The sequence below is a fragment of the Nocardiopsis quinghaiensis genome (assembly GCF_008638365.1).
Classification (GTDB): Bacteria; Actinomycetota; Actinomycetes; order Streptosporangiales; family Streptosporangiaceae; genus Nocardiopsis; species Nocardiopsis quinghaiensis.
The window spans coordinates 134,635-158,148 of the sequence record NZ_ML703339.1; the positions used below are offsets into that span (position 1 = coordinate 134,635).

14 protein-coding genes are annotated in these 23,514 nt (G+C 70.9%); 11 read left to right on the forward strand and 3 right to left on the reverse strand.

Going from position 1 to position 23,514, the window contains the following annotated elements:
• Positions 1-256: 256 nt before the first annotated feature.
• Together FYX01_RS02965 and FYX01_RS02970 are read left to right on the forward strand one after the other, a co-directional pair.
• The gene (locus FYX01_RS02965) at positions 257-1,531 is read left to right on the forward strand and encodes a DEAD/DEAH box helicase (protein ID WP_449406778.1); all 1,275 of its coding nucleotides are present in this window, start codon (positions 257-259) and stop codon (positions 1,529-1,531) included.
• Positions 1,532-1,965: 434 nt separating this feature from the next.
• Positions 1,966-3,333, forward strand: a complete 1,368-nt coding sequence (locus tag FYX01_RS02970; protein WP_150237222.1) for an MFS transporter — start codon at positions 1,966-1,968, stop codon at positions 3,331-3,333.
• A gap of 93 nt (positions 3,334-3,426) precedes the next feature.
• On the opposite strand, the gene FYX01_RS02975 is transcribed toward FYX01_RS02970, so the two are convergent.
• Both FYX01_RS02975 and FYX01_RS02980 read right to left on the reverse strand, forming a co-directional pair.
• Positions 3,427-5,241 carry a glycoside hydrolase family 15 protein gene (locus tag FYX01_RS02975; RefSeq protein ID WP_150237224.1) on the reverse strand — a complete coding sequence of 605 codons (1,815 nt, stop codon included), beginning with the start codon at positions 5,239-5,241 and terminating at the stop codon, positions 3,427-3,429.
• 4 nt (positions 5,242-5,245) lie between these two features.
• Positions 5,246-7,033: a thiamine pyrophosphate-requiring protein gene (locus FYX01_RS02980; protein WP_150237226.1), complete on the reverse strand. Its 1,788-nt coding sequence runs from the start codon at positions 7,031-7,033 to the stop codon at positions 5,246-5,248.
• 323 nt (positions 7,034-7,356) lie between these two features.
• On the opposite strand from FYX01_RS02980, the gene FYX01_RS02985 reads away from it, so the two are divergent.
• The 3 genes from FYX01_RS02985 to FYX01_RS02995 all read left to right on the forward strand — a co-directional run bounded on the left by FYX01_RS02985 (position 7,357) and on the right by FYX01_RS02995 (position 12,140).
• On the forward strand, positions 7,357-10,452 hold the full coding sequence (locus tag FYX01_RS02985) for an FAD-binding and (Fe-S)-binding domain-containing protein (RefSeq protein WP_150237228.1): 3,096 nt from the start codon (positions 7,357-7,359) through the stop codon (positions 10,450-10,452).
• Positions 10,449-11,561 carry an enolase C-terminal domain-like protein gene (locus tag FYX01_RS02990; RefSeq protein ID WP_150237230.1) on the forward strand — a complete coding sequence of 371 codons (1,113 nt, stop codon included), beginning with the start codon at positions 10,449-10,451 and terminating at the stop codon, positions 11,559-11,561. The genes FYX01_RS02985 and FYX01_RS02990 overlap by 4 nt, the downstream gene beginning before the upstream one ends.
• Before the next feature lie 120 nt (positions 11,562-11,681).
• Complete coding sequence (locus FYX01_RS02995) at positions 11,682-12,140, forward strand: DUF4383 domain-containing protein (RefSeq protein WP_150237232.1); 459 nt, start codon at positions 11,682-11,684, stop codon at positions 12,138-12,140.
• Between the two features lie 254 nt (positions 12,141-12,394).
• Here FYX01_RS02995 and FYX01_RS03000 read toward each other — a convergent pair whose 3' ends face one another.
• Positions 12,395-14,053, reverse strand: coding sequence for a catalase (locus tag FYX01_RS03000; protein WP_150237234.1), 1,659 nt, complete (start codon positions 14,051-14,053; stop codon positions 12,395-12,397).
• A gap of 360 nt (positions 14,054-14,413) precedes the next feature.
• Here FYX01_RS03000 and fdh point away from each other — a divergent pair, with 360 nt between their 5' ends.
• The 6 genes from fdh (at position 14,414) to FYX01_RS03030 (ending at position 23,379) form a co-directional block, all read left to right on the forward strand.
• Entirely contained in the window at positions 14,414-17,668 is a 3,255-nt protein-coding gene (gene fdh, locus FYX01_RS03005; protein WP_150237237.1) for a formate dehydrogenase, read from the forward strand.
• The gene (locus tag FYX01_RS03010) at positions 17,665-18,543 is read left to right on the forward strand and encodes a 4Fe-4S dicluster domain-containing protein (RefSeq protein WP_150237239.1); all 879 of its coding nucleotides are present in this window, start codon (positions 17,665-17,667) and stop codon (positions 18,541-18,543) included. The genes fdh and FYX01_RS03010 overlap by 4 nt, the downstream gene beginning before the upstream one ends.
• Positions 18,543-19,637 carry an NrfD/PsrC family molybdoenzyme membrane anchor subunit gene (gene nrfD, locus FYX01_RS03015; RefSeq protein WP_150237241.1) on the forward strand — a complete coding sequence of 365 codons (1,095 nt, stop codon included), beginning with the start codon at positions 18,543-18,545 and terminating at the stop codon, positions 19,635-19,637. Before FYX01_RS03010 ends, nrfD begins: the two co-directional genes overlap by 1 nt.
• A gap of 259 nt (positions 19,638-19,896) precedes the next feature.
• Complete coding sequence (gene pdhA, locus FYX01_RS03020; RefSeq protein WP_150237243.1) at positions 19,897-20,982, forward strand: pyruvate dehydrogenase (acetyl-transferring) E1 component subunit alpha; 1,086 nt, start codon at positions 19,897-19,899, stop codon at positions 20,980-20,982.
• Between the two features lies 1 nt (position 20,983).
• Positions 20,984-21,976 carry an alpha-ketoacid dehydrogenase subunit beta gene (locus FYX01_RS03025; RefSeq protein ID WP_150237245.1) on the forward strand — a complete coding sequence of 331 codons (993 nt, stop codon included), beginning with the start codon at positions 20,984-20,986 and terminating at the stop codon, positions 21,974-21,976.
• Entirely contained in the window at positions 21,973-23,379 is a 1,407-nt protein-coding gene (locus tag FYX01_RS03030) for a dihydrolipoamide acetyltransferase family protein (RefSeq protein ID WP_150237247.1), read from the forward strand. Before FYX01_RS03025 ends, FYX01_RS03030 begins: the two co-directional genes overlap by 4 nt.
• Positions 23,380-23,514 lie beyond the last annotated feature (135 nt).

The following is a 23,514-nucleotide window of genomic DNA, read 5'->3' on the forward strand; positions in this document are numbered from 1 at the left end:
CGCGTCTTCTGCATGCGGGCCGTGGACCACCGTCTTCTTGGTGCGTCACACGCGTCCTCAGGGCCCGAACAGGGCTCACCACGCGTCGGGCGCTGCCCGCGAAAGGTTTTACATGCGTGCACCCAGCGGTTCCCGAAAAGGGCATAACCGTGAAACGCACACCGGCCGCCCCGGCGCCGGTCGCCCCGGTAACCGCCGTGGCTCCTCCCCCCGGCCCTCCCGGCCGTCCTCCTTCAACCAGGAGTTCGCTCCCCCGGTGTCCACGACCCCGGGTCTGCCCCCGGTCAGCAGCTTCTCCGAGCTGGACCTGCCCGCGCGGCTGCTCGAGGTACTGCAGCGCCAGGGACTGAGCTCCCCCTCGGCCATCCAGGCCGAGACCCTTCCGAACTCGCTCGCGGGACGTGACGTCCTGGGACGCAGCCAGACCGGTTCGGGAAAGACACTGGCCTTCGGCCTGCCCCTGCTCGCACGCCTGGAGGGGCGGACCGCACAGGCGGGGCACCCGCTCGCGCTGGTGCTCGCACCGACACGTGAGCTCGCCCAGCAGGTCACCGAAGCCCTCACCCCCTACGCGCGTTCGGTCCGGATCCGTGTGACGACCGTGGTCGGGGGCATGTCCCTGTCCCGTCAGGCCCAGTCCCTGCGACGGGGCACGGAGCTGGTCGTGGCCACCCCGGGGCGCCTGCGCGACCTGGTGGAGCGGGGCGACTGCCGTCTGGACCAGGTGGGCACCACCGTGCTGGACGAGGCCGACCAGATGACCGACATGGGGTTCATGCCCCAGGTCACCGCGATTCTCCAGCAGATCCCCGCGGACGGGCAGCGCATGCTCTTCTCCGCGACGCTGGACCGCAACGTCGACACCCTGGTCCGGCGCTTCCTCCACGACCCGGTCGTCCACTCCGTGGACCCCTCGGAGGGCGCGGTCTCCACCATGGAGCACCACATCCTCCATGTGACGCCCGCCGAGAAGCGGGACACCGTGACGCACATCGCGGCCCGGGACGGCCAGGTGCTCATGTTCCTGGACACCAAGCGCGCCGTGGACTCCATGGCCAAGCACCTGCTCGCCAACGGTGTGAGGGCCGCCATCCTGCACGGCGGACGGTCGCAGCCGCAGCGCACGCGCACCCTCCAGCAGTTCAAGGACGGGACGGTCACCGCGCTGATCGCGACCAACGTGGCCGCCCGCGGCATCCACGTGGACGGTCTCGACCTGGTGGTCAACATCGATCCCCCCGCCGACCACAAGGACTACCTGCACCGGGGCGGGCGTACGGCCCGTGCCGGCGCCTCGGGCAACGTGGTCACGCTCGTCCTGCCCCACGAGCGGCGTGGGATGGTGCGGATGATGGATCACGCCCGCATCGACGCCCACACCCTGCGCGTCAGCGCCGAGGACCCCGAGCTGGCACGGGTGACCGGCGCGCGTACGCCCTCCGGCGTTCCGGCCGTTCTCCCCTCCGAGCCCAAGGAGCGCTCCCGCTCCTTCGGCTCCGCCCCGCGGGGCAGGCGCCGCCCGCGCCGCTAGACGTACCCGGTCACGGGGGCGCGCGAGAGGCGCGTCCCCGTGGCACCAGGGGGCCAGGACACGATCGTGTCCTGGCCCCCTTCGTCGTTTCCAGGCGAAACCGACTCGTCGGCATGTCGACTCGTCTACGTGCGGACATGTGGTCCGCTCCGGTGCCGGCCACGGCTGGTCAGGGACCGCGGAACACCGACAGTACCCAGAACCCAACCGACCGTTCGGTCAGGACAGGGTCGCCGAGCTGCAAAAAACGGAACCCGGTGTAGAAAGTGGACTGAGTCACATGGCATGGTGTCCTGAGGCTCGGAACGATGTGCCGCATTCCCCTCCTGTCATGCGCAAGGGGACGAGAGTGCCCACACCGTCGTGGCCACCACGGCCAGGAGCCTGCGAGCGGACCCCCGACCCCCGGTCGGCAGAGAACATACGGAGCACCAATGGCAACTTCCGACCCAACGGCCGCAGAGCCGGTCGGCGCTATCGAAACCCGGGAGCGTCGCCGCGTCCTCGCGGGCACCATGGTCGGCACCACCATCGAGTGGTACGACTTCTTCATCTACGCCCAGGCCGCTGGCCTGGTGCTCGCCCCCCTGTTCCTGGCACCACTGTCCGACGCCAGTCCGGCGATGGCCCAGGTCCTGTCCTTCGCGACCATCGGCATCTCCTTCCTCTTCCGGCCCCTCGGAGCGATCGTCGCCGGTGCCCTCGGTGACAGGTTCGGCCGCAAGCGGGTGCTCGTCGCGACCCTCGTCATGATGGGCCTCGCCACCTGCCTGATCGGTGTGCTGCCCACCTACGCCCAGATCGGCGTGGCGGCACCCGTCCTCCTGATCGTCCTGCGCATCCTCCAGGGCTTCTCCGCGGGCGGCGAGTGGGGCGGCGCCGCACTGATGTCGGTGGAGCACGCGCCGGTCGGCAAGCGCGGCTTCTTCGGCGCCTACCCGCAGATCGGCGTCCCCTGCGGCATGATCATCGCGACCTTCGTCGTCTGGGTGATCAACGCCGCCATCGGTCCGGAGGCGTTCATGGAGTGGGGCTGGCGCATCCCCTTCCTCCTGTCCTTCCTGCTGATCATCATCGGCCACCTCATCCGCAAGTCCGTGGAGGAGTCCCCGGTCTTCAAGCAGATGCAGAAGCGCAAGGCCCAGTCCTCCGCGCCCCTGGGCCAGCTGTTCAGGAAGAACAGCCGTGAGGTCGTCCTCTCCGCGCTGATCTTCATCGCCAACAACGCGGCCGGGTACCTCGTCATCGCCTACCTGGCGACCTACGCCTCCCGGCCGGTCGAGGAGTTCGGCCTCGGCATGGAGCGCGGTCCCGTGCTCCTGGCGACCACCCTCGCCTCGTTCGGCTGGCTCATCTCCACGCTGTACGGCGGCATCCTGAGCGACAAGCTCGGCCGGGTGAAGACGTTCCAGCTCGGCTACTTGCTGCTGGCCGCCTGGTCCGTGCCGATGTGGTTCATGGTCGACACCGGCAACATCTACATGTACTTCACGGGCCTCTTCGTCTTCACGCTGACCCTCGGCCTGAGCTACGGCCCCCAGTCGGCCCTGTACGCGGAGATGTTCCCGGCCGAGGTCCGCTACTCCGGCGTGTCCATCGGCTACGCCCTCGGCGCGATCCTCGGCGGCGCCTTCGCGCCCATGATCGCCGAGCTCCTGCTCACCGAGACCGGGAACTCGTGGTCGATCGGCGTCTACATCATCGTGGCCGCCGCGATCTCCTTCGTCGGCGTCTCACTGGTCAAGGAGCCCAAGGGCGTCGACCTGCACGCGGAGAGCACCGAGCCGACCCCCTCGAAGTAGGACGGACGGACTCGGGGGCGACAGGTCGGCTTCCCGACCTGTCGCCCCCTCGCCTTGTCGCCCTGTCGACTTGTCGGCCGGTGGCGGCCCCGGTCACCCGCTCCCGGACCTCGCCCGCTGCTGCGCCGGGCCGCTGCGGTCCCGGTCAAGCTCGTAGGCGGTGTTGACCAGGGCGATGTGGGACAGCGCCTGGGGGAAGTTGCCGATCAGCCTCCGGGTGTTGGTGTCGTACTCCTCCGACAGCAGCCCCACGTCGTTGCGCAGGGACAGGAGGTGCTCGAAGATCTCCCTGGCCTCGTCGGTGCGGCCCTGCAGGACGAGGTTGTCCGCGAGCCAGAACGTGCAGGGCAGGAACACGCCCTCGCCGGGGGGAAGGGCGTCCACCTTCTCGCTCTTCCCGTCCATGGAGTAGCGCTGGACCAGTCCGTCGCGGCACAGCTGCCGCTGGACGGCGTCCACGGTCCCCCGCATGCGCTCGTCGTCGGCGGGGAGGAACCCCACGGTGCCGGCCATCAGGAGCGACGCGTCCAGGGTCGAGGAGCCGTAGTACTGGGTGAAGGTCCGGCGCTCGGGGTCGTACCCGTTCTCGCACACGTCCTCGAAGATCTCGTGGCGCAGGCGCTTCCAGTCGTCCAGAGGTCCCTCCAGGCCGAACCTCTCGACCCCGCTGATGGCGCGGTCCACGGCGGTCCACGCCATGATCTTGGAGTGGGTGAAGTGCCGCCGGGGCCCGCGCATCTCCCAGATCCCGTTGTCGGGCTCACACCAGTTCGACTCCAGGAAGTCCATCAGGGAGCGTTGGAGCCGCCAGGCCGACTCCCGCGGCGGGATCCCGTGGGACCTGGCCTGGTGGAAGACGTCCATCACCTCGCCGTAGACGTCGAGCTGCCACTGCTGAGCGGCCTCGTTGCCGATCCGGACGGGGCGGGAGCCCTCGTAGCCGGACAGCCAGTCCAACTCCAGCTCGGGCAGCCTGCGCTCCCCCTCGAGCCCGTACATGATCCGCATCTGCGAGGGTTCCCCGGCGACCGCGCGCAGCAGCCACTCGCGCCAGTCGGCCGCCTCCCTCTTGTACCCCGACTCCAGGAGCGTGAGCAGTGTCAGCGTCGCGTCGCGGATCCAGCAGTAGCGGTAGTCCCAGTTGCGCACGCCGCCGAGGTGCTCCGGCAGCGAGGTGGTGGCGGCGGCGACCATGCCGCCGCCGGGCGAGTGCGTCAGGGCCTTGAGGGTGATCAGCGACCGGACGACCGCGTCGCGGTACTCGCCCTCGTAGTTGCACCTGGACGCCCACTCCCGCCAGACCCCGTCCGTGTGCTCGATGAGCGTGCCGACGTTGACGGGGTCGGGCTCCGGCGCACGCGGCGGGGTCCAGGTGAGACTGAAGTCCACGCTGTCCCCCGCCGCGACCGTGAACTCCGTGACCGGTCTCGACGGGGCCACGACCTCGAACTCCACGTCGGAGTCCAGGTAGCAGCTGTCCGGACCGGCGGCGAGGTACAGCCGCCGTCCGTACTTGCGCACCCACGGGATGATCGATCCGTAGTCGAAGCGGAGCACGGCCTCGGACCGCATGCGCACACGGCCCTCCACACCCTCGACCCGGCGTACCAGGCTGACGTGGCCCGCGTTGACGGGCATGCAGTCGACGACCCGCACCACCCCGTCCGCGCACCGGAACTCGGTCTCCAGCACCAGGCTGTCGGGGCGGTACCGACGCGCCGACAGCCGGTGCTCCCCCGCCGGTGCCATGGTCCAGCGGCCGTTGTCGGAGTCCCCCAGCAGGGCTGAGAAACAGGCGCCGGAGTCGAACCGGGGCAGGCACAGCCAGTCGACGCTTCCGTCGGAACCGACCAGGGCGCTCGTCCCCACGTTCCCCAGGAAGGCGTATTCCTCGATGGGCAGAGACAAACCTTCACCTTCCGTCCGGGAGGAAGTCCTGCGCCTTGGACTTGACCCCCTGCTTGACCACCTCCCACGCCTCCGGATCGCCCTTGGCCAGGGCCTTGGCCACGCTCTCCATCTGCTCCAGCGTCGCGTGCGGCGGAATCGGCGGGATGGTCGGGTCCGTGACGAACTCGACCACGCAGGGCCGGTCCGCGGCCAGCGCCCGCTCCCACGCCCCCTTGATGTCCTTGGGGTCGTCGACCTTGATCCCCAGCATCCCGATGCTCTCGGCGAACCCGGCGTAGGGGAAGTCGGGGATCCGCTGCGAGGGGATGAACTGGGGCGCGTCGCCCATGGCGCGCAGTTCCCAGGTCACCTGGTTGAGGTCGCCGTTGTTGAGCACGGCGATGATGACCTGCGGGTTGTCCCACTCCTTCGCGTAGTGGCCGATGGTGATCAGCTCGTTGATGCCGCTCATCTGCATGGCGCCGTCGCCGACGAACGCGATCACGGGCCTGTCCGGGTGGGCGAACTTCGCTCCCGTGGCGTAGGGGGCGCCGGGGCACATCGTGGCCAGCGTGCCCGACAGCGACCCGCGCATGCCCTTGCGGAACTTCAGGTGCCGCGCGTACCAGTTGGCCACCGAGCCGGAGTCCGCCGTCACGATCACGTCGTCGGGCAGCATCGGCGACAGCTCGTGGAAGACGCGCTCGGGGTTGATCGGGTCGGCGTCCACGTGCGCGCGCCGCTCCATGACCTCGTCCCAGCGCTCGATGTTGTCCTCGACCTTCTCCCGCCACGAGCGGTCGGTCTTGCGCTCGACGAGCGGCAGCAGCAGCCGCAGCGTCTCCGCGGAGTCGCCGACCAGGTTGCACTCGAACGGGTACCGCATGCCGATCATGGTCGGGTCGATGTCGATCTGGACGGCGCGTGCCTGGTCGAACTCGGGCATGAACTGGGTGTAGGGAAAGCTGGAACCGACGACGAGCAGGGTGTCGCAGTCCCGCATCAGCTCGTAGGAGGGCCGGGTGCCCAGCAGACCGATCGAACCGGTTCCGAAGGGCAGGTCGTCGGGAAGCGCGTCCTTGCCCAACAGGGCCTTGGCCACCCCGGCGCCGACTTTCTCGGCCATCTCGACGACCTCGTCCGCCGCTCCCCTGGCGCCCTGGCCGACCAGCATCGCGACGCGCTCGCCCGAGTTGAGGATCTCGGCGGCCTTGGCCAGGCCCTCGGCGGACGGGGTCGACTGCGGGGCGGGCATGCCGAGGCTGGAGGGCACCATCTTGAACTCGTGCTCGGGCGGCGAGTACTCCAGCTCCTGGACGTCGGCCGGGACGATGATCGCCGTGACCGTGCGCCTGCTCGCGGCGGTCCGCATCGCCCGGTCCAGCACGTTGGGAAGCTGCTCGGGGACGGTGACCATCTGGAGGTAGTCGCTGGCCACGTCCTTGTAGAGGGACATCAGGTCGACTTCCTGCTGGTAGGAGCCGCCCATGGCGCTGCGCGCGGTCTGCCCGATGATCGCCACCATCGGCACGTGGTCGAGCTTGGCGTCGTAGAGGCCGTTCAGCAGGTGGATGGCGCCCGGACCCGAGGTGGCCGCGCACACACCCACACGTCCGGAGAACTTCGCGTACCCCGTCGCCTCGAAGGCCGCCAGCTCCTCGTGCCGGGACTGGATGAAGCGCGGATTGTTGTCGGCCCTGTCCCACGCCGCGAGCAGACCGTTGATGCCGTCGCCCGCGTAGGAGAAGACGTGTTCGACCCCCCATTCCCTCAGACGCTTCAGCATGTAGTCGGCTACCAGTTCCGCCATGACCGCTTCCCTCCTGGGATCGACACCGTGATCGACACCGCGTCCGCGGTGTCCCTCCCGCTTCGTGCGGAGCACCCCCACCGCGTGTTCCGGCCGCAGGGGCGCTTCGTTGGCGCGACTACCCCGCCCACCGCTCCCGCATTCACCTCGCGGGGGCATCAGCTGGCCAACTCGCCACCATGTGCGGGACGGCGGCGTTTGCCCGGGTGCGCGGCTGGTTAGTGGCGGATGTGCGGTCCCCGGCCTCCGTGGTCGCGGGACCGCGCCTCTCGCGCTCCCATGTGCGACGGACCCGCACCACGTCGACGGAACGGACGACTGACATGGCCGTGGACCTGCCCGCACCCTCCCCCCGGCGGGGCATCACACCGACGGATGTCGACACCGACGCGCTGTCGCGGGACCTCACCGCGCGGGTGGACGGGGAGGTCCGCTTCGACAGGGGCTCGCTCGCCACCTACTCGACCGCCGCCTCCAACTACCGGCAGATCCCCATCGGGGTCGTCGTGCCGCGGACGGTCGAGGCCGGAGCCGAGGCGGTGGCGGTGTGCCGCGAGCACGGTGCGCCCGTGCTGTCCCGGGGCGGCGGTACGAGCCTGGCCGGGCAGTGCAGCAACGTCGCGGTCGTGATCGACTGGTCCAAGTACTGCACGCGCGTCCTCAGCGTCGACCCCGAGGCGGGTACCGCCGTCGTGGAGCCGGGCATCGTGCTGGACGCCCTGAACGAGCGGACGCGCGAGGTACGGGAGAGGTTGATCTTCGGTCCGGAGCCCTCCACCCACAGCCACTGCACGATCGGCGGGATGATCGGCAACAACTCCTGCGGATCCAGCGCGCAGGCCTACGGCAAGACCGTGGACAACGTGGTCCGGCTGGAGGTGCTGACCTACGACGGATGCCGGATGTGGGTGGGTCCCACGTCGGACGGGGAGTACGAGCGCGTCGTCGCCGAGGGCGGGCGCCGCGCCGAGATCTACCGGGAACTGCGGGAGGTGCGGGACCGCTACGCCACGGCCGTCCGGCGCAGGTTCCCCGACATCCCCCGCCGCGTCTCGGGCTACAACCTCGACTCCCTCCTGCCCGAGAACGGGTTCGACCTGGCCGCTGCGCTCGTCGGTTCCGAGAGCACCCTGGTGACGGTCCTGCGCGCCGAGGTGCTCCTGGTCACCGAGCCCGCGGCCATGGCGATGGCGGTGTGCGGCTACTCCGACGTCTTCGCCGCCGCCGACGCCGTACCCCAGATCCTGGAGCACGAGCCCTACGCCCTGGAGGGGCTGGACGACAAGCTGATCGGCTACGAGAGGCGCAAGCACCTGAATCCCTCGGCGGTGGCACGGATGCCCGAGGGCTCGGGATGGCTGATGGTGCAGTTCGGCGGCGCCGACCAGGAGGAGGCGGGCCGCCGGGCCCGGGACTTCGTCGACGCCGTGCGGGCCTCCGGCGACGTGCTGGACACCAGTGTCTTCGACGATCCCGACCGCCTCGCGGAGATGTGGAAGGTACGCGAGGCCGGCCTGGGCGCCACGGCCCGGGTCCCGGCCGAGCCCGACACCTGGGAGGGCTGGGAGGACTCCGCCGTGCCGCCGGACCGCTTCGGCGACTACCTGCGCGACCTGCACGAGCTGATGGATGAGTTCGGATACGCGGACCGCTCCTCGATGTACGGGCACTTCGGGCACGGCTGCCTGCACACGCGCATCCCCTTCGAACTGAGTTCACAAGCGGGTATCGCCGACTTCCGCCGGTTCGTCGAACGCGCCGCCGACCTGGTGGTCTCCTACGGCGGCTCGCTCTCGGGCGAGCACGGCGACGGCCAGTCGCGCGCCGAACTGTGGCCGAAGATGTTCGGCCCGGAGCTGATGCCCGCCTTCGCCGAGGTCAAGAGGATCTTCGACCCGGACGACCGGATGAACCCGGGCAAGCTCATCGCCCCGGACGGCGGCGGTCCGTACCGGCTCGACGAGAACCTGCGGCTCGGCACCGACTACCAGCCCGCGCGAACCGACACCTACTTCGGCTACCCGCACGACGACGGCGGCTTCGACAGGGCCGTGCTGCGCTGCGTGGGGGTGGGCGAGTGCCGCAAGGACAGCGGCGGTGTCATGTGTCCCAGCTACCGCGTGACACGGGAGGAGGAGCACTCCACCCGCGGGCGGTCCCGGCTCCTCTTCGAGATGCTCGAAGGGGAGGTGATCCAGGAGGGCTGGCGCTCGGAGGAGGTCAACGGGGCCCTGGACCTGTGCCTGTCCTGCAAGGGGTGCAAGACCGACTGCCCCGTCAACGTCGACATGGCCACCTACAAGGCCGAGTTCCTCGCCCACCACCACGCCGGGAGGCTGCGACCCGCCGCGCACTACAGCCTGGGATGGCTGCCCGTGTGGGCCCGGGCCGCCTCGTTCGCGCCCGAGCTGGTGAACGCGCTGAGCGCCGTCCCGTTCCTCGCCGGCCCGGGCAAGCGGCTCGGCGGGGTGGCCCGGGAGCGCCCGGTGCCCGCGTTCGCCCCGGTCCGCTTCAGCGACTCCCTGCGCAGGCGGGGCTCGAAGGACGGCGAGCGCGGCGAGGTGATCCTGTGGCCGGACACCTTCACCGACAACTTCCACCCGGCGATCGGCGCGGCGGCGGTCCGTGTCCTGGAGGCGGCGGGATTCCGTGTCAGGGTGCCTCCGCGAACCCTGTGCTGCGGGCTGACCTGGATCTCCACCGGTCAGCTGGGCGTGGCACGCCGGGTACTGGAGCGCACCGTCGCGACGCTGCGCGACGACATCCGGGCGGGCACCCCCGTCGTCGGCCTGGAGCCCTCGTGCGCCGCCGTCTTCCGCGCGGACGCGCCCGAGATGTTCCCGCACGACCAGGACGTCCAGAGGCTGCGCTCCCAGTTCTTCACCCTCTCGGAGTTCCTCAACCGGTACGCGCCCGACTGGGAGCCTCCCCGGCTGGGCCGTACCGCCGTCACCCAGCGGCACTGCCACCAGCACGCGGTCCTGGGCTTCGACGAGGACAGGAAGCTGCTGGGACGCACGGACGCCGAGGTGGACGTCCTCGACGTCGGATGCTGCGGCCTGGCGGGCGACTTCGGCTTCGAGGAGGGGCACTACGAGGTGTCCATGGCCATTGCCGAGTCGGGGCTGCTGCCCGCGGTGCGCGGCGCCGACCCCGGCGCCCTCCTGCTGGCCGACGGGTTCAGCTGCCGCGTCCAGATCGAACAGGCCGACACCGGGCGCGGGGCCGTCCACCTCGCCGAGGCCCTGGACCTCGCCATGCGGGACGCCCTGCCGTCCCACCACCCGGAACGGGCCGCGACCCGCTTCGCCGCTCCGCGCAAGGTACCCCCCTATGACGTGCAAGAGATCCAGGAGGAGGCGGAGCGCGCGGGACGGCGCTCCAGCGGCGGGTCCTCCGGGCAGCGGGGACGCTCATGAACGGGATGTCCGACCCGGTCGTCACGAGCGTGGACGCGGCCGTCTACACCGTTCCCACCGACCGGCCCGCGGCGGACGGCACGCTCGCCTGGGACTCCACCACGATGGTGCTCGTCCGGGTGGGCGGGGGCGGTCACGAGGGGCTGGGGTGGACCTACGGCCCCGCCGCCTGCGCCGCCGTCGTCCGCGACCTGCTCGCCGAACACGTCAGGGACCGTCCCGTGCTGGACGTGCCCGCCGCCCTGGACGCCATGGTCCGCGCCGTGCGCAACGCGGGCAGGCCGGGCGCGGTGGGCTACGCCGTCTCGGCGGTCGAGACCGCGCTGTGGGACCTCAAGGCACGCCTGCTCGGCCTGCCCCTGTACCGGTTGCTCGGCGCCGTGCACCAGAGCGCGCCGCTGTACGGCAGCGGCGGCCTGACCAGCTACCCCGACGACGTGCTGCGCGAGCAGTTGGCGACCTGGGTGCACGAGCAGGGCTTCGGACGGGTCAAGATCAAGATCGGGGAGTCGTGGGGCACCCGCGAGGGGCGCGACCTGGAGCGGCTCCGCCTGGCCCGCGAGGCGATCGGGCCCGGGGCCGAGCTCTTCGCCGACGCCAACGGCGGCTACACGGCCAAGCAGGCGATCCGGATGGCCGGGCCGATGGGTGAGCTGGACGTGCGCTGGCTGGAGGAGCCGGTCTCCTCCGACGACCTCGACGGTCTCCGGCGGATCCGGGACGCGGTCCCGGCCGACGTGGCCGCCGGGGAGTACGGATTCGACCTGGCCTACTTCCAGCGGATGTGCGCGGCCGGGGCGGTGGACTGCCTCCAGGTCGACGTCACCCGGTGCGGCGGCGTCCTGGAGCTGCGGCGCGCGGCGACCGTGGCGGCCGCGCACGGCCTGGAGGTGTCGATGCACTGCGCGCCCTACCTGCACCGCCACGCGGCACTGGCCCTGCCGAACCTGCGCCACCTGGAGTGGTTCCACGACCACGTACGTGTCGAGACCCTCTTCTTCGACGGCGCAGATCCGCCCCGGGAGGGCGCCCTGCGGCCGGATCCCGACCGTCCGGGCCACGGACTCACCCTCCGGGGGTCCGACGCCGAGCGCTACCGCGTCGGCTGATCCCGTTCTCCGGACAGCGAGAGGGCGTGCCGCACATCACGCCGGGTAGGGGCGTGACACGTCCCTGTTGTCACGGGGGCGGAAGAGCAGGATGTGAACACAGTGGAGGTGGAGGTAACCATGGCCGAGAGAATGCCGACCCAGGGCGAGACCAGCCTGTCCAGGCAGCCGATCCGACTCGCAGCACTCATCGTCGGTATCGTCTTCCTGTTGGTGGGCCTGATGGGATTCATCCCCGGCGTGACCACGAACTACGACCAGATGCAGTTCGCCGGGCACCAGTCCGAGGCCCAGCTGCTCGGGATCTTCCAGGTGTCGATCCTGCACAACCTGGTCCACCTGCTCTTCGGCGTGGCCGGAGTGGCGATGTCGCGCACCGCGTCGATGGCGAAGATCTTCTTCATCGGGGGCGGTGCCATCTACCTGGTGCTGTGGCTGTACGGCCTGGTGATCGACCTCGACAGCGCGGCGAACTTCGTGCCGCTCGACACCGCCGACAACTGGCTGCACCTGGGCCTGGGCCTGGGCATGATCGCGCTCGGGTTCATCCTGGCCCCCACGGGCAGGGCGAGGCGCTAGGGAGTGTCCGCCGGACACACCCCAGGGAACAGGAAGACGCGAAACGGGCCCCGGTCTCCCGGGGCCCGTCCGTGTTCCCGCTCAGGGGGCTAGGTCGTGTTTTTTGCACCGTTCCGGGCTCGCGTCCACCAGGCTGCCTCTCGCCACGCCTCCGCGCTCGTGAAGCACGACCAGGCTGAACTTCGCACATCGTCCTGCGAGAGATCGCCTGGGACGGCCGCTCGCCGACCCGAAAGCCTTCTAAAAAACACTCCCTAGCGCTCGACCATGTGGCGATGGTCGGGCACGCAGTGGGTCATCGTCAGCCCCGACACGTCGCGGGAGCCGTTCCTGCCCAGGTTGGCCAGGCGCTGGCGGTCCTCGTCGGTCAGGGTCTGGCTCTGGAGCGGGTCCAGGTGCGCCACGTCCTCCGGCCCGATGCCGAGCCTCTTGCCGACGCGCAGTCCCAGGTCGTCCTCGACCAGGAGGAGGTGCCAGACCATCCGCTCCTGGATCGGCCGGTCGCACTGGGAGAACAGCGTCGCGAAGTTGTGCACGAGGTCGTCGCGCTCCCACTGCTCCATCAACAGGTAGCGCTGTCCCGCCTGCTTGTAGTCGTTGGTGCGCACGATGCGCTTGCGGGTGAGCCTCCCCCGGATCTCCGGACCCTGCTCGTCGTGCGTGGGGTACTGCCCCTCGCGCAGGCCGCCGTTGATGGACGGCTCGTAGTTGACGTGCGGGTTCTCCCCGCCGGTGTCCTGGTGGTAGGCCATCAGGCCGTCGCGCTGGTTGGTGCGCACGTTCGTGTTCTTGGCCTGGTTCACCGGCAGCTGCAGGTAGTTGGGCCCCACCCGGTAGCGCTGGGTGTCGCTGTAGGAGAAGGTGCGCCCGACCAGCATCTTGTCGTCGGAGAAGTCCAGCCCGTCCACGAGCACGCCGGTGCCGAAGGAGATCTGCTCGTTCTCGGCGAAGTTGTCCGACACGTTGCGGTCGAGCACGATCCGCCCCACGGGCTTGGGCGGGAAGTCCTGCTCCGGCCAGGTCTTGGTGTCGTCCAGCGGGTCGAAGTCGAGTTCGAGGTGCTCCTCGTCGCTCATCATCTGCACGAGCAGCTCCCACTCGGGGTGGTCGCCCCGGTCGATGGCCTCGTGCAGGTCCTTGGTCGCGTGCCCGGTCTCGTTCGCCTGGACGTTGGCGGCGTCGGCCTCGGTCATGCTCCGCACGCCCTGCTTGGGCATCCACGTGTACTTGACCAGGACCGTCTCGCCCACGTCGTTGACCCACTTGTAGGTGTTGACCCCGAAGCCCTGCTGGTGCCGGTAGTCCGACGGGATGCCGCGCGGGCTGAACAGGTTGACCAGCATGTGCATGCACTCGGGAGTCTGCGACATGAAGTCGAAGATGCGGTTCGGCTCCTGGCGGAAGGTCACCGGGTCCGGCTTGAGCGCGTGGATCACGTCCGGGAACTTGATGGCGTCGCGGATGAAGAACACCGCCAGGTTGTTGCCCACCAGGTCCCAGTTGCCGTCCTCGGTGTAGAACTTGATGGCGAACCCGCGCGGGTCGCGGTTGGCCTCGGAGGAGTCGCGGCCGCCGATGACCGTGGAGAAGCGCAGCGCGATGTCGGTGCGCTTGCCCCGCTCCTGGAAGAGCCTGGCCCGCGTGTAGCGGCTGATCGGCTCGTCGCCCCACTTGCCGTAGGCCTCGAAGTAGCCGAACGCGGTCGCGCCGCGCGCGTGCACCACCCGCTCGGGGATGCGTTCCCGGTCGAAGTGGCTGATCTTCTCCAGGAACTGGTAGTTCTCCAGCGTGGCGGGTCCCCGATCGCCGACCGTGCGCTGGTTCTGGTTGTCGTAGACCTGGTGTCCCTGCCGGTTCGTGAGTACTTCGCGGTCGTCTCCGGACGCGGATCCCTGGCTGGATACGTCGGTCATGTGACTGGTCCCCCACCGAGTCGTCATGTTCTTCCTCGGACTCCCCTGCCCACCACGGTGGCCGGGAACTCGCAGCAGGGGAAGTTCTTACCAAGTGAAGGGAGTACGGGGACCGTTGCCCCGTGCGGGGGAGGTCCGCGGGAGGTGCGTCCGCTTCCGGCGGCCCCTTCGGCCCGAGGTTTCACGTGAAACCTCACCGCCACGGCACGGCGTCACGGGCTGCCCATGGATCCACCACGAGCGGCGTGTCCCCGCGCGCGCGGGCACCTCTCCGGCGGAAGGTGGACACCTGACCGTCCACGGCCTCGCGTGGACGTGGGACGACGTCGACGGTTCCAGGGGCCTGTCCGGGGGGCGAGCATGGGTGTACGCACGTGGATCGAGTCGTGGCCGGTGTACCGGCAGCTCACGGGCGAGGACCGGATGGGCCTCGGAGCCGCCGCGAAGTCCGAGCGGTCGGAGAACCTGCGGGCCCGTACCGAGGAAGCCGACAGGGTCGTGCAGTCGGTCTGCCCCTACTGCGCGGTGGGCTGCTCCCAGAACGTCTACGTCAAGGACGAGAAGGTCGTCCAGATCGAGGGCGACCCGGACTCCCCGATCAGCCGCGGCCGCCTGTGCCCCAAGGGGTCGGCCAGCCTCCAGCTCACCACCGGGTCCGGTCGCGAGGAGAAGGTCCTCTACCGCCGTCCGTACGGCGCCGACTGGGAGGAACTCGACCTCGACACCGCCATGAGGATGGTCGCCGAACGGGTGGTCCGCACCCGCGAAGAGACGTGGGAGCAGGAGCACGAGGGTCGCAGGGTGGCCCGGACGCTGGGGATCGCCAGCCTGGGCGGAGCCACGCTGGACAACGAGGAGAACTACCTCATCAAGAAGCTGCTGACCGCGCTCGGCGTGGTCCAGGTGGAGAACCAGGCCCGGGTGTGCCACAGCTCCACCGTCGCGGGACTGGGGACGAGCTTCGGCCGGGGCGGGGCGACCATGTTCCTCCAGGACCTGCAGAACTCCGACTGCATCGTCATCGAGGGCTCCAACTTCGCCGAGGCCCACCCGGTCGGCTTCCAGTGGGTCATGGAGGCCAAGGCGCGCGGCGCGGTGGTCATCCACGTCGATCCCCGCTTCAGCCGCACCAGCGCCCTCGCCGACCTGCACGTCCCCATCCGCGCGGGTACCGACATCGCCTTCCTCGGCGCGATCATCAACCACGTCCTCACCGAGGAGAAGTACTTCCGCGACTACGTGCTCGCCTTCACCAACGCCGCGACGATCGTCGGTGAGGACTTCCAGGACACCGAGGACCTGGACGGCCTGTTCTCCGGTTTCTCGGCGGAGGACAAGAGCTACGACGCCAGCACCTGGAGCTACGAGGGAGCGGAGGTGGCCGCCGCCTCCGGAAACCGCAACCAGCTGTTCAGGGAGCGGTTGGAGGAGACCCTCGACACCAGCCGCGCCGGGCGTCCCGAACAGCAGGGCTCGGGTGGCGCGGTGATCCGGAGCAAGCCCCGGGAGGACCCGACGCTCACCGACCCGCGCTGCGTGTTCCAGATCCTCAGACGCCACTACTCGCGCTACACGCCGGAGATGGTCGAGGAGGTCTGCGGCATCCCGCGGGAGACCTTCCACAGGGTGTGCGACCACCTCACCGGCAACTCGGGACGGGACCGCACCAGCGCGTTCTGCTACGCCGTGGGCTGGACCCAGCACACCGTCGGCTCCCAGTACATCCGGGCCGCCTCCATCCTCCAGCTGCTGCTGGGCAACATCGGCCGTCCGGGCGGCGGTATCCAGGCGCTGCGCGGACACGCCAGCATCCAGGGCTCCAGCGACGTGCCGACCCTGTTCGACCTGCTGCCGGGCTACCTGCCGATGCCCCACGCCCACGAGGAGCAGTCCCTGGAGGCCTACGTCCTGGCCGCCGGAAACCCCCGCAAGGGGTTCTGGGACGGGATGGAGGCCTACACCGTCAGCCTGCTCAAGGCCTGGTGGGGGGAGAGCGCGACGGCCGAGAACGACTACCGCTTCGACCACGTCCCCCGGCTCACGGGGTCCCACAGCCACTACGACACCGTGATGGCCCAGATCGCCGGGGACTGCAAGGGCTACTTCCTCATGGGGGAGAACCCCGCCGTGGGATCGGCCAACAGCCGGGCCCAGCGCATGGGCATGGCCGAACTGGACTGGCTGGTCGTACGCGACTTCTCGCTGATCGAGAGCGCCACCTGGTGGAAGGACGGGCCGGAGATCGAGTCCGGGGAGAAGCGGACCGAGGACATCGGCACCGAGGTGTTCTTCTTCCCCGCCGCGGCGCACACCGAGAAGTCGGGCACCTTCACCAACACCAACAGGCTGCTCCAGTGGCACGACCGGGCCGTGCTCCCCAGCGGTGACCGCCGCAGCGACCTCTGGTTCATGTACCACCTGGGCCGGACCGTCCGCGAGAAGCTCGCCGGATCCGACGACCCCAAGGACCGCCCGGTCCTGGACCTGACGTGGGACTACCCGCTGGAGGAGGACGGCGAGCCCGACGCGGCGGCGGTCCTGCGGGAGATCAACGGCCACGACGCCGAGGGCCGTCCGCTCACCTCCTACACCGAGCTGCGCGACGACGGGTCCACGTCCTGCGGCTGCTGGATCTACTGCGGCGTCTTCAAGGACGGGGTGAACCAGGCGGCGCGCAAGAAGCCCCACACGGAACAGGACTGGATCGCCTCCGAGTGGGCGTGGGCCTGGCCGGACAACAGGCGCATCCTCTACAACCGCGCGTCCGCGGACGAGAACGGCGAGCCGTGGAGCCCGGGCAAGAGCCTCATCTGGTGGGACGCCGACCAGGGCAGCTGGGTCGGGCACGACACGCCCGACTTCGAGAACGGCAAGGCGCCCGACCACCGCCCGCCGGAGGACGCCGAGGGGGTGGCGGCGCTGAGCGGCAGGGACGCCTTCATCATGCAGGCCGACGGCAGGGGGTGGCTGTACGCGCCCGCGGGGCTGAACGACGGTCCGATGCCCACCCACTACGAGCCGCAGGACACGCCGTTCGAGAATCCGCTGTACGGCCACCAGCGCAACCCGACGCGGCTGACGTATCCGCACGAGTACAACCGGTACCACCCCGCTCCCGGAACCCCGGGCTCGGACGTCTTCCCGTACGTGGTGACCACCTACCGGCTCACCGAGCACTTCACGGCGGGCGGGATGAGCCGGTGGACGCCCTACCTCTCCGAGCTGCAGCCCGAGTTCTTCTGCGAGGTCGGCCCCGAGCTGGCCGAGGAGCGCGGTCTGGAGCACGGCGGCTGGGCCACCATCGTCACCGCTCGCAACGCCATCGAGGCCCGGGTGATGGTCACGGACCGGATGGTCCCGCTGAGGGTGCAGGGGCGGGTGGTCCACCAGATCGGGATGCCCTACCACTGGGGGCCCAACGGGTACTCGACGGGTGACGCGGCCAACGAGCTGATGGCGATGTCCCTGGACCCCAACGTGCACATCCAGGAGGTCAAGGCGCTCACGGCCGACATCCGGCCGGGCCGCCGTCCCCGGGGGCCCGGGCGCCTCGACCTGGTGCGGGAGTACCAGGAGCGGGCCGGGATCACGGAGCGGACGGGACTGGAGGTGTGAGCGTGTCCTCGGAGAGCAACGGGAAACGGGTCGGCTTCTTCACCGACACGAGTGTGTGTATCGGGTGCAAGGCGTGCGAAGTCGCCTGCAAGGAATGGAACATGGTCCCCGAGGACGGCCTGGACTTCACGTCCATGTCCTTCGACAACAGCGGCGGGCTGAGCGCCGACACGTGGCGCCACGTGGCCTTCATCGAGCAGCGCGAGCCCCTCGGCTTCCAGGAACCCGGCGTCGGGCGGCCCGGAGCCGTCGACCTGGGCATGCCGTCCTTCGAGCTGCCCGGCGCCGCCGCCGGCGCCGACGAGCGGGGCGAGTTCCGCTGGCTGATGTCCTCGGACGTGTGCAAGCACTGCACCAGCGCCGCCTGCCTGGACGTGTGCCCGACCGGCGCGCTGTTCCGCACCGAGTTCGACACGGTGGTGGTGCAGGAGGACATCTGCAACGGCTGCGGGTACTGCGTCCCCGCCTGCCCCTACGGGGTCATCGACCGGCGCGAGGACGACGGCCGGGCCTGGAAGTGCACCCTGTGCTACGACCGGCTCGGCGACGGACTGGAACCCGCCTGCGCCAAGGCGTGCCCCACGGACTCGATCCAGTTCGGCGACCTCGACGAGCTTCGCGAACGCGCCGAGAAGCGCGTGGAGGACCTCCACGAGGCCGGGGTGTCCTCCGCCCGCCTCTACGGCGAGGACCCGTCGAACGGGGTGGACGGCGCGGGCGCGTTCTTCCTGCTGCTGGACGAGCCCGAGGTCTACGGGCTGCCGCCGGACCCGGTGGTGACCACCCGGGACCTGCCGTCGATGTGGGGGCACGCCGGTGTCGCGGCCGCCGCGCTGCTGGTCGGAGTGGCCGCGACCTTCGCGGGGAGGCGCTGATGAACACGTCGGACGTGACCAGGGAGGGCCTCCGCGGAGAGCGCCCCGGACGGGAGGCCGTCACGGGGGCCGCCGACGTCGTCGGGGAGGAGCAGCGGCGCCAGCGCGGCGGCGGACGCCGCGGGGGGAGGAGGGGCCGCGGGGAGCCCACACGGGTGCCCGACGCCGAGTTCCGGTCCTACTACGGCAAGCCCGTCCTCAACCAGATCGTGTGGGAGGCCCCCGACATCGGCGGGTACCTGTTCCTGGGCGGTCTGGCCGGTGCCTCGTCGGTGCTCGCCGCCGGTGCCGAGCTGACCGGACGCCCGGACCTGGCCCGGCCGCTGAAGTACACCGCCCTGGGCGCGATCTCCGGTTCCACGGCCGCGCTCATCCACGACCTGGGACGACCCGAGCGCTTCCTCAACATGCTGCGGGTGTTCAAGCCGACCTCGCCGATGAGTGTCGGGTCGTGGATCCTGCTGGCCTACGGTCCCCTCGCCGGGGCCGCCGCGGTGACCTCCGCCACCGGGTGGTTCCCCCGGACCGGCCGCGCGGCCACCCTCGGCGCCGCGGCGGTGGGGCCGCTGGTCGCCACCTACACGGCACCGCTGGTCTGCGACACCGCCGTGCCCTCCTGGCACGACGGCTACCGGTACATGCCGTTCGTGTTCGCCTCCTCCGCCGTCGCCGCGGCGGGCGGGACGGGCCTGATCACCGCTCCCCTGGCGCAGAGCGGTCCCGCGCGCCGCGCGGCCGTGGGCGGCGCCCTGGTGGAGACGGCGGTCTCCAGCACCATGGAGTACCGGATGGGGCTTTCCGGTGAGCCCTACCGCGAGGGGAGGGCGGGCGCCCTCGTCCGCGCCTCCAAGGCGCTCACCCTGGCCGGGGCCGCCGGCGCGGTGCTCGGCCGCCGGAGCCGCCTGGTGTCCGCGCTGAGCGGTGCGGCCCTGCTCGCCGGTTCGGCCTGCACCCGCCTGGGGGTCTTCTACGCCGGGAAGCAGTCCGCCGCGGACCCCAAGTACACGGTGGTACCGCAGCGCCGCCGGCTGGCCGAGCGGGAGGCGGAGGGGGAAGCCGCCGCCGTTCCCCAGGCACGGGAAGCGGAGGGCTGACCGTGGCGGCCCGCTCCCTGGAGCGGGCCGCTCCTGCGGGTTTCCGCACCTCCTCCGGGCCGGAACGCCAGCCGGGGGCCGGAGTGCGGCCACTTGTCCACGCGCGTGGGTGTTCTGCGTCACATACGTAGACGAATGGTTCGAAGATGGCCGCATAGGCTCGACGTTTTCTTGGATTGTTCGCCTTTGTAGCGAACAGATGGCAACAAATACCACCATGTGTCTGAACACATCTCTCAGACACAGGAGGTTGGAAGCCATGGCTGACGACCGGGGCCTTCTCCCCTCCGAGCAGCCGGTGCGGCTGCTCGACGAGACCGGGAGCCCGGTGGCCGGGGCCGCCCTGCCGTTCCCGGCCAAGGAGCGGCTGCTGGCCGCGTACGCCTCCCTGGTGATCGGCCGACGCGTCAACGACCAGGCCGGCGCCCTCGTGCGTCAGGGCCGGCTGGCCGTCTACCCCTCCTCGCACGGGCAGGAGGCCTGCCAGACGGGCGCGGCCCTGGCCCTGGCGGAGGGGGACTGGCTGTTTCCGACCTACCGCGACACCGCCGCCGTGATCGCGCGCGGGGTGGACCCGGTGGAGGTCCTCACCCTGCTCAAGGGCGACTGGCACGCGGGCTACGACCCCTACACGCACAGGGTGGCGCCGCAGGCGACTCCGCTGGCCACCCAGATGCTGCACGCGGTGGGCGTCGCGCACGCCGCCCGCCTGCGGGGCGAGGACACGGTGGTCATGGCGCTGTGCGGCGACGGGGCCACCAGCGAGGGCGACTTCCACGAGGCGCTGAACTTCGCGGCCGTGTTCCGGACCCCGGTGGTGTTCTTCGTGCAGAACAACGAGTACGCCATCTCCGTGCCCCTGGCCCGGCAGAGCGCCGCCCCGTCGCTGGCCCACAAGGGCGTCGGCTACGGGGTGAACGCCGAGCGGGTGGACGGCAACGACACCCCCGCCGTGCTCGCCGTACTGGACCGCGCCGTGGCCGCCGCCCGGGAGGGCGGAGGACCCCAGCTGGTGGAGGCGCACACCTACCGGATGCAGGCGCACACCAACGCCGACGACGCGAGCCGGTACCGCGGCAAGGAGGAGGTCGACCCCTGGGAGGCACGGGACCCGCTGCTGCGCATGGAGGCCTACCTCAAGCGGAAGCGCCTGCTCACCAAGGCCCGGAGAGCCGAGATCACCGAGAGGGCGGAGGCCGTGGCCACCGCCATGCGCGAGGGCGTCTCGAAGGACGTCGACCCCGACCCCGCCGAGCTGTTCGCGCACGTGTTCTCCACCCCCACGCCGCAGATGGACGAGCAGGCCGCCTTCCTGGCCGACGAACTGAGCAGAGAGGGCGACTGACATGGCGACCGAATCCACCAAACTCTCCATGGCGCAGGCCCTCAACCACGCCCTGCGCGACGCCATGGCCGACGACGAGGCGGTGTACGTCTTCGGCGAGGACGTCGGCCCCCTCGGCGGTGTCTTCCGCATCACCGACGGGCTCACCGCCGAGTTCGGCGAGAACCGCTGCTTCGACACCCCGCTCGCGGAGTCCGGCATCGTGGGCATGGCCGTCGGCATGGCGATGAACGGCATGCGCCCCGTCGTGGAGATGCAGTTCGACGCGTTCGCCTACCCGGCCTTCGAGCAGATCGTCAGCCACGTGGCCAAGACCCGCAACCGCACCCGCGGCCGGGTCGGGCTGCCCATGGTCATCCGCGTTCCCTACGCGGGCGGGATCGGCGGCGTCGAGCACCACTGCGACTCCTCCGAGGCCTACTACGCGCACACGCCGGGCCTGACGGTGGTCACCCCGTCCACGCCCGCCGACGCCTACTTCCTGCTGCGCGAGGCGATCGCCTCCGACGACCCGGTCGTCTTCATGGAGCCCAAGAAGCTGTACTGGGGCAAGGACGAGGTCGACCTGTCGGTCCCCGAGCCGCCCATCGGCAGGGCCGTGGTGCGCCGTCCCGGCACCGACGCCACCCTCATCGCCTACGGGCCGTCGGTGCCCACCGCGCTGGAGGCCGCCGAGGCCGCCGCCCAGGAGGGCCGCAGCCTGCAGGTGGTGGACGCGCGCTCCCTCGTCCCCTTCGACGACGCCACCGTGTGCGAGGCGGTGCGCTCCACCGGCCGCGCGGTCGTGGTCGCCGAGGCCAGCGGGTACGCCAGCGTCGCCTCGGAGATCGTCGCGCGGGTGACCGAGCGCTGCTTCCACTCCCTGGCCGCGCCGGTACGCCGCGTCACCGGCTTCGACATCCCCTTCCCGCCGCCGAAGCTGGAGCACTTCCAGCTGCCGGGCGTGGACCGGATCCTGGACGCCGTCGACGATCTTCAGTGGGAGGACCAGTGACGACGCAGACCTTCGACCTCCCCGACCTGGGCGAGGGCCTCACCGAGGCCGAGGTGGTGCGGTGGCTCGTCGACGTCGGCGACACCGTGGCCGTGGACCAGCCGGTCGTGGAGGTGGAGACCGCCAAGTCGATCGTGGAGGTCCCCTCCCCGTTCGCCGGCACGGTCAGCGTTCTGCACGGCGAGGAGGGACAGGTCCTGGAGGTCGGCAGGCCCCTGATCAGCGTGGCCGACGGCTCCGAGGCCGAGCCCGGCACCTCGGCCGGAGCCGGCACCGCCGCGCCGGTGTCGGCGGAGGAGCGCTACCGCGAGGAGGAGCGCGCCGGGTCGGGTTCGGGGAACGTGCTGATCGGCTACGGCACGCCCGAGGCGCAGGGTTCCGGGCGCCGCCGGCGTCCGCGCAACCGCCCGCCCGCGCACCCGGCCCGGCCCGACATGCCAGGGAACGGCGCACCGGCCCCCGCCGCCGCGCGCCCCCCTCTGGTCACCTCGCCGCTGGTCCGGCAGATGGCGCGCGAGGGCGGACTGCGGATCTCCGAGGTCCCCGGAAGCGGTCCGGGCGGGCTCATCACCCGGCGCGACGTGCGCGCCGCCATCGAGGCCGCGAGGTCCCCGGCCGAGTCCGCCGCGGAGCCCTCAGCGGAGGGCACGCCGGCCGCGTCCGCTCCCACGACGGATTCCGCGCCCGCTCCGGCGGGTGCCGTGGACGCGCGCACGGGGCTGGCCGAGTCCCAGCGGGTGCCTATGAGCGGGTTCCGCAGGAGCGTCGCCGCGTCGCTGTCCCGCAGCCGCAGGGAGATCCCCGAGGCGACCGTCTGGGTGGACGTGGACGCGACCGAACTGGTCCGCCTGCGCCGGTCCCACCCGTCCGGGCCCGGACTGCTGTCCTACGTGGCCCGGTTCGTGCTCGCCGGACTGCGCGCCTATCCCGAGCTCAACGGCCTGGTGGACAGCGAGCGCGGCGAGTTGGTGCAGTACGACGGCGTGAACCTGGGCCTGGCCGTGCAGAGCGACCGGGGCCTGGTCGCCCCGGCCGTCATGGGCGCGCACCGGCTCACCACGCTGGAGCTCGACACGGAGATCAGGCGGGTCACCGCCGCGGCCCGGGAGGGCAGGGTGTCTTCCGCCGAGATGACCGGCGGCACCTTCACCCTCAACAACTACGGGTCGCTGCGGGTGGACGGCAGCGCCGCCATCATCAACCACCCGCAGGTGGCGATCCTGGGCCTGGGCCGGATCATGGACCGCCCGTGGATCGTGGACGGGGAGCTGACCGCACGCAAGATCACGCAGCTGTCGTTCGCCTTCGACCACCGCGTGTGCGACGGCGGCGCCGCCGCGGGCTTCATGCGCGTGGTCGCCGACGCCATGGAGGACCCGGCCGCGGCCATCGCGCGCCTGTAGGCGCGGTCCCGAGCGAGCGCCCCGGGGAGTCGGCACCCCGGGGCGCTCTCCCGTCCGAGGACACGGCGGTGGGGGGGGGGGGGGGCGCCCCCGGGGGGCCCCCCCGCCGCCACCCCCGCCCGCCCCCCGCCACAG

Bases quoted from the DNA above. Each gene is read 5' to 3' on its own strand.
- FYX01_RS02970 (WP_150237222.1), top strand. From the start codon at position 1,966: ATGGCAACTTCCGACCCAACGGCCGCAGAGCCGGTCGGCGCTATCGAA.
- FYX01_RS02980 (WP_150237226.1), bottom strand. From the start codon at position 7,033: ATGGCGGAACTGGTAGCCGACTACATGCTGAAGCGTCTGAGGGAATGG.
- FYX01_RS02985 (WP_150237228.1), top strand. From the start codon at position 7,357: ATGGCCGTGGACCTGCCCGCACCCTCCCCCCGGCGGGGCATCACACCG.
- FYX01_RS02990 (WP_150237230.1), top strand. From the start codon at position 10,449: ATGAACGGGATGTCCGACCCGGTCGTCACGAGCGTGGACGCGGCCGTC.
- FYX01_RS02995 (WP_150237232.1), top strand. From the start codon at position 11,682: ATGGCCGAGAGAATGCCGACCCAGGGCGAGACCAGCCTGTCCAGGCAG.
- FYX01_RS03000 (WP_150237234.1), bottom strand. From the start codon at position 14,053: ATGACCGACGTATCCAGCCAGGGATCCGCGTCCGGAGACGACCGCGAA.
- fdh (WP_150237237.1), top strand. From the start codon at position 14,414: ATGGGTGTACGCACGTGGATCGAGTCGTGGCCGGTGTACCGGCAGCTC.
- nrfD (WP_150237241.1), top strand. From the start codon at position 18,543: ATGAACACGTCGGACGTGACCAGGGAGGGCCTCCGCGGAGAGCGCCCC.
- pdhA (WP_150237243.1), top strand. From the start codon at position 19,897: ATGGCTGACGACCGGGGCCTTCTCCCCTCCGAGCAGCCGGTGCGGCTG.
- FYX01_RS03025 (WP_150237245.1), top strand. From the start codon at position 20,984: ATGGCGACCGAATCCACCAAACTCTCCATGGCGCAGGCCCTCAACCAC.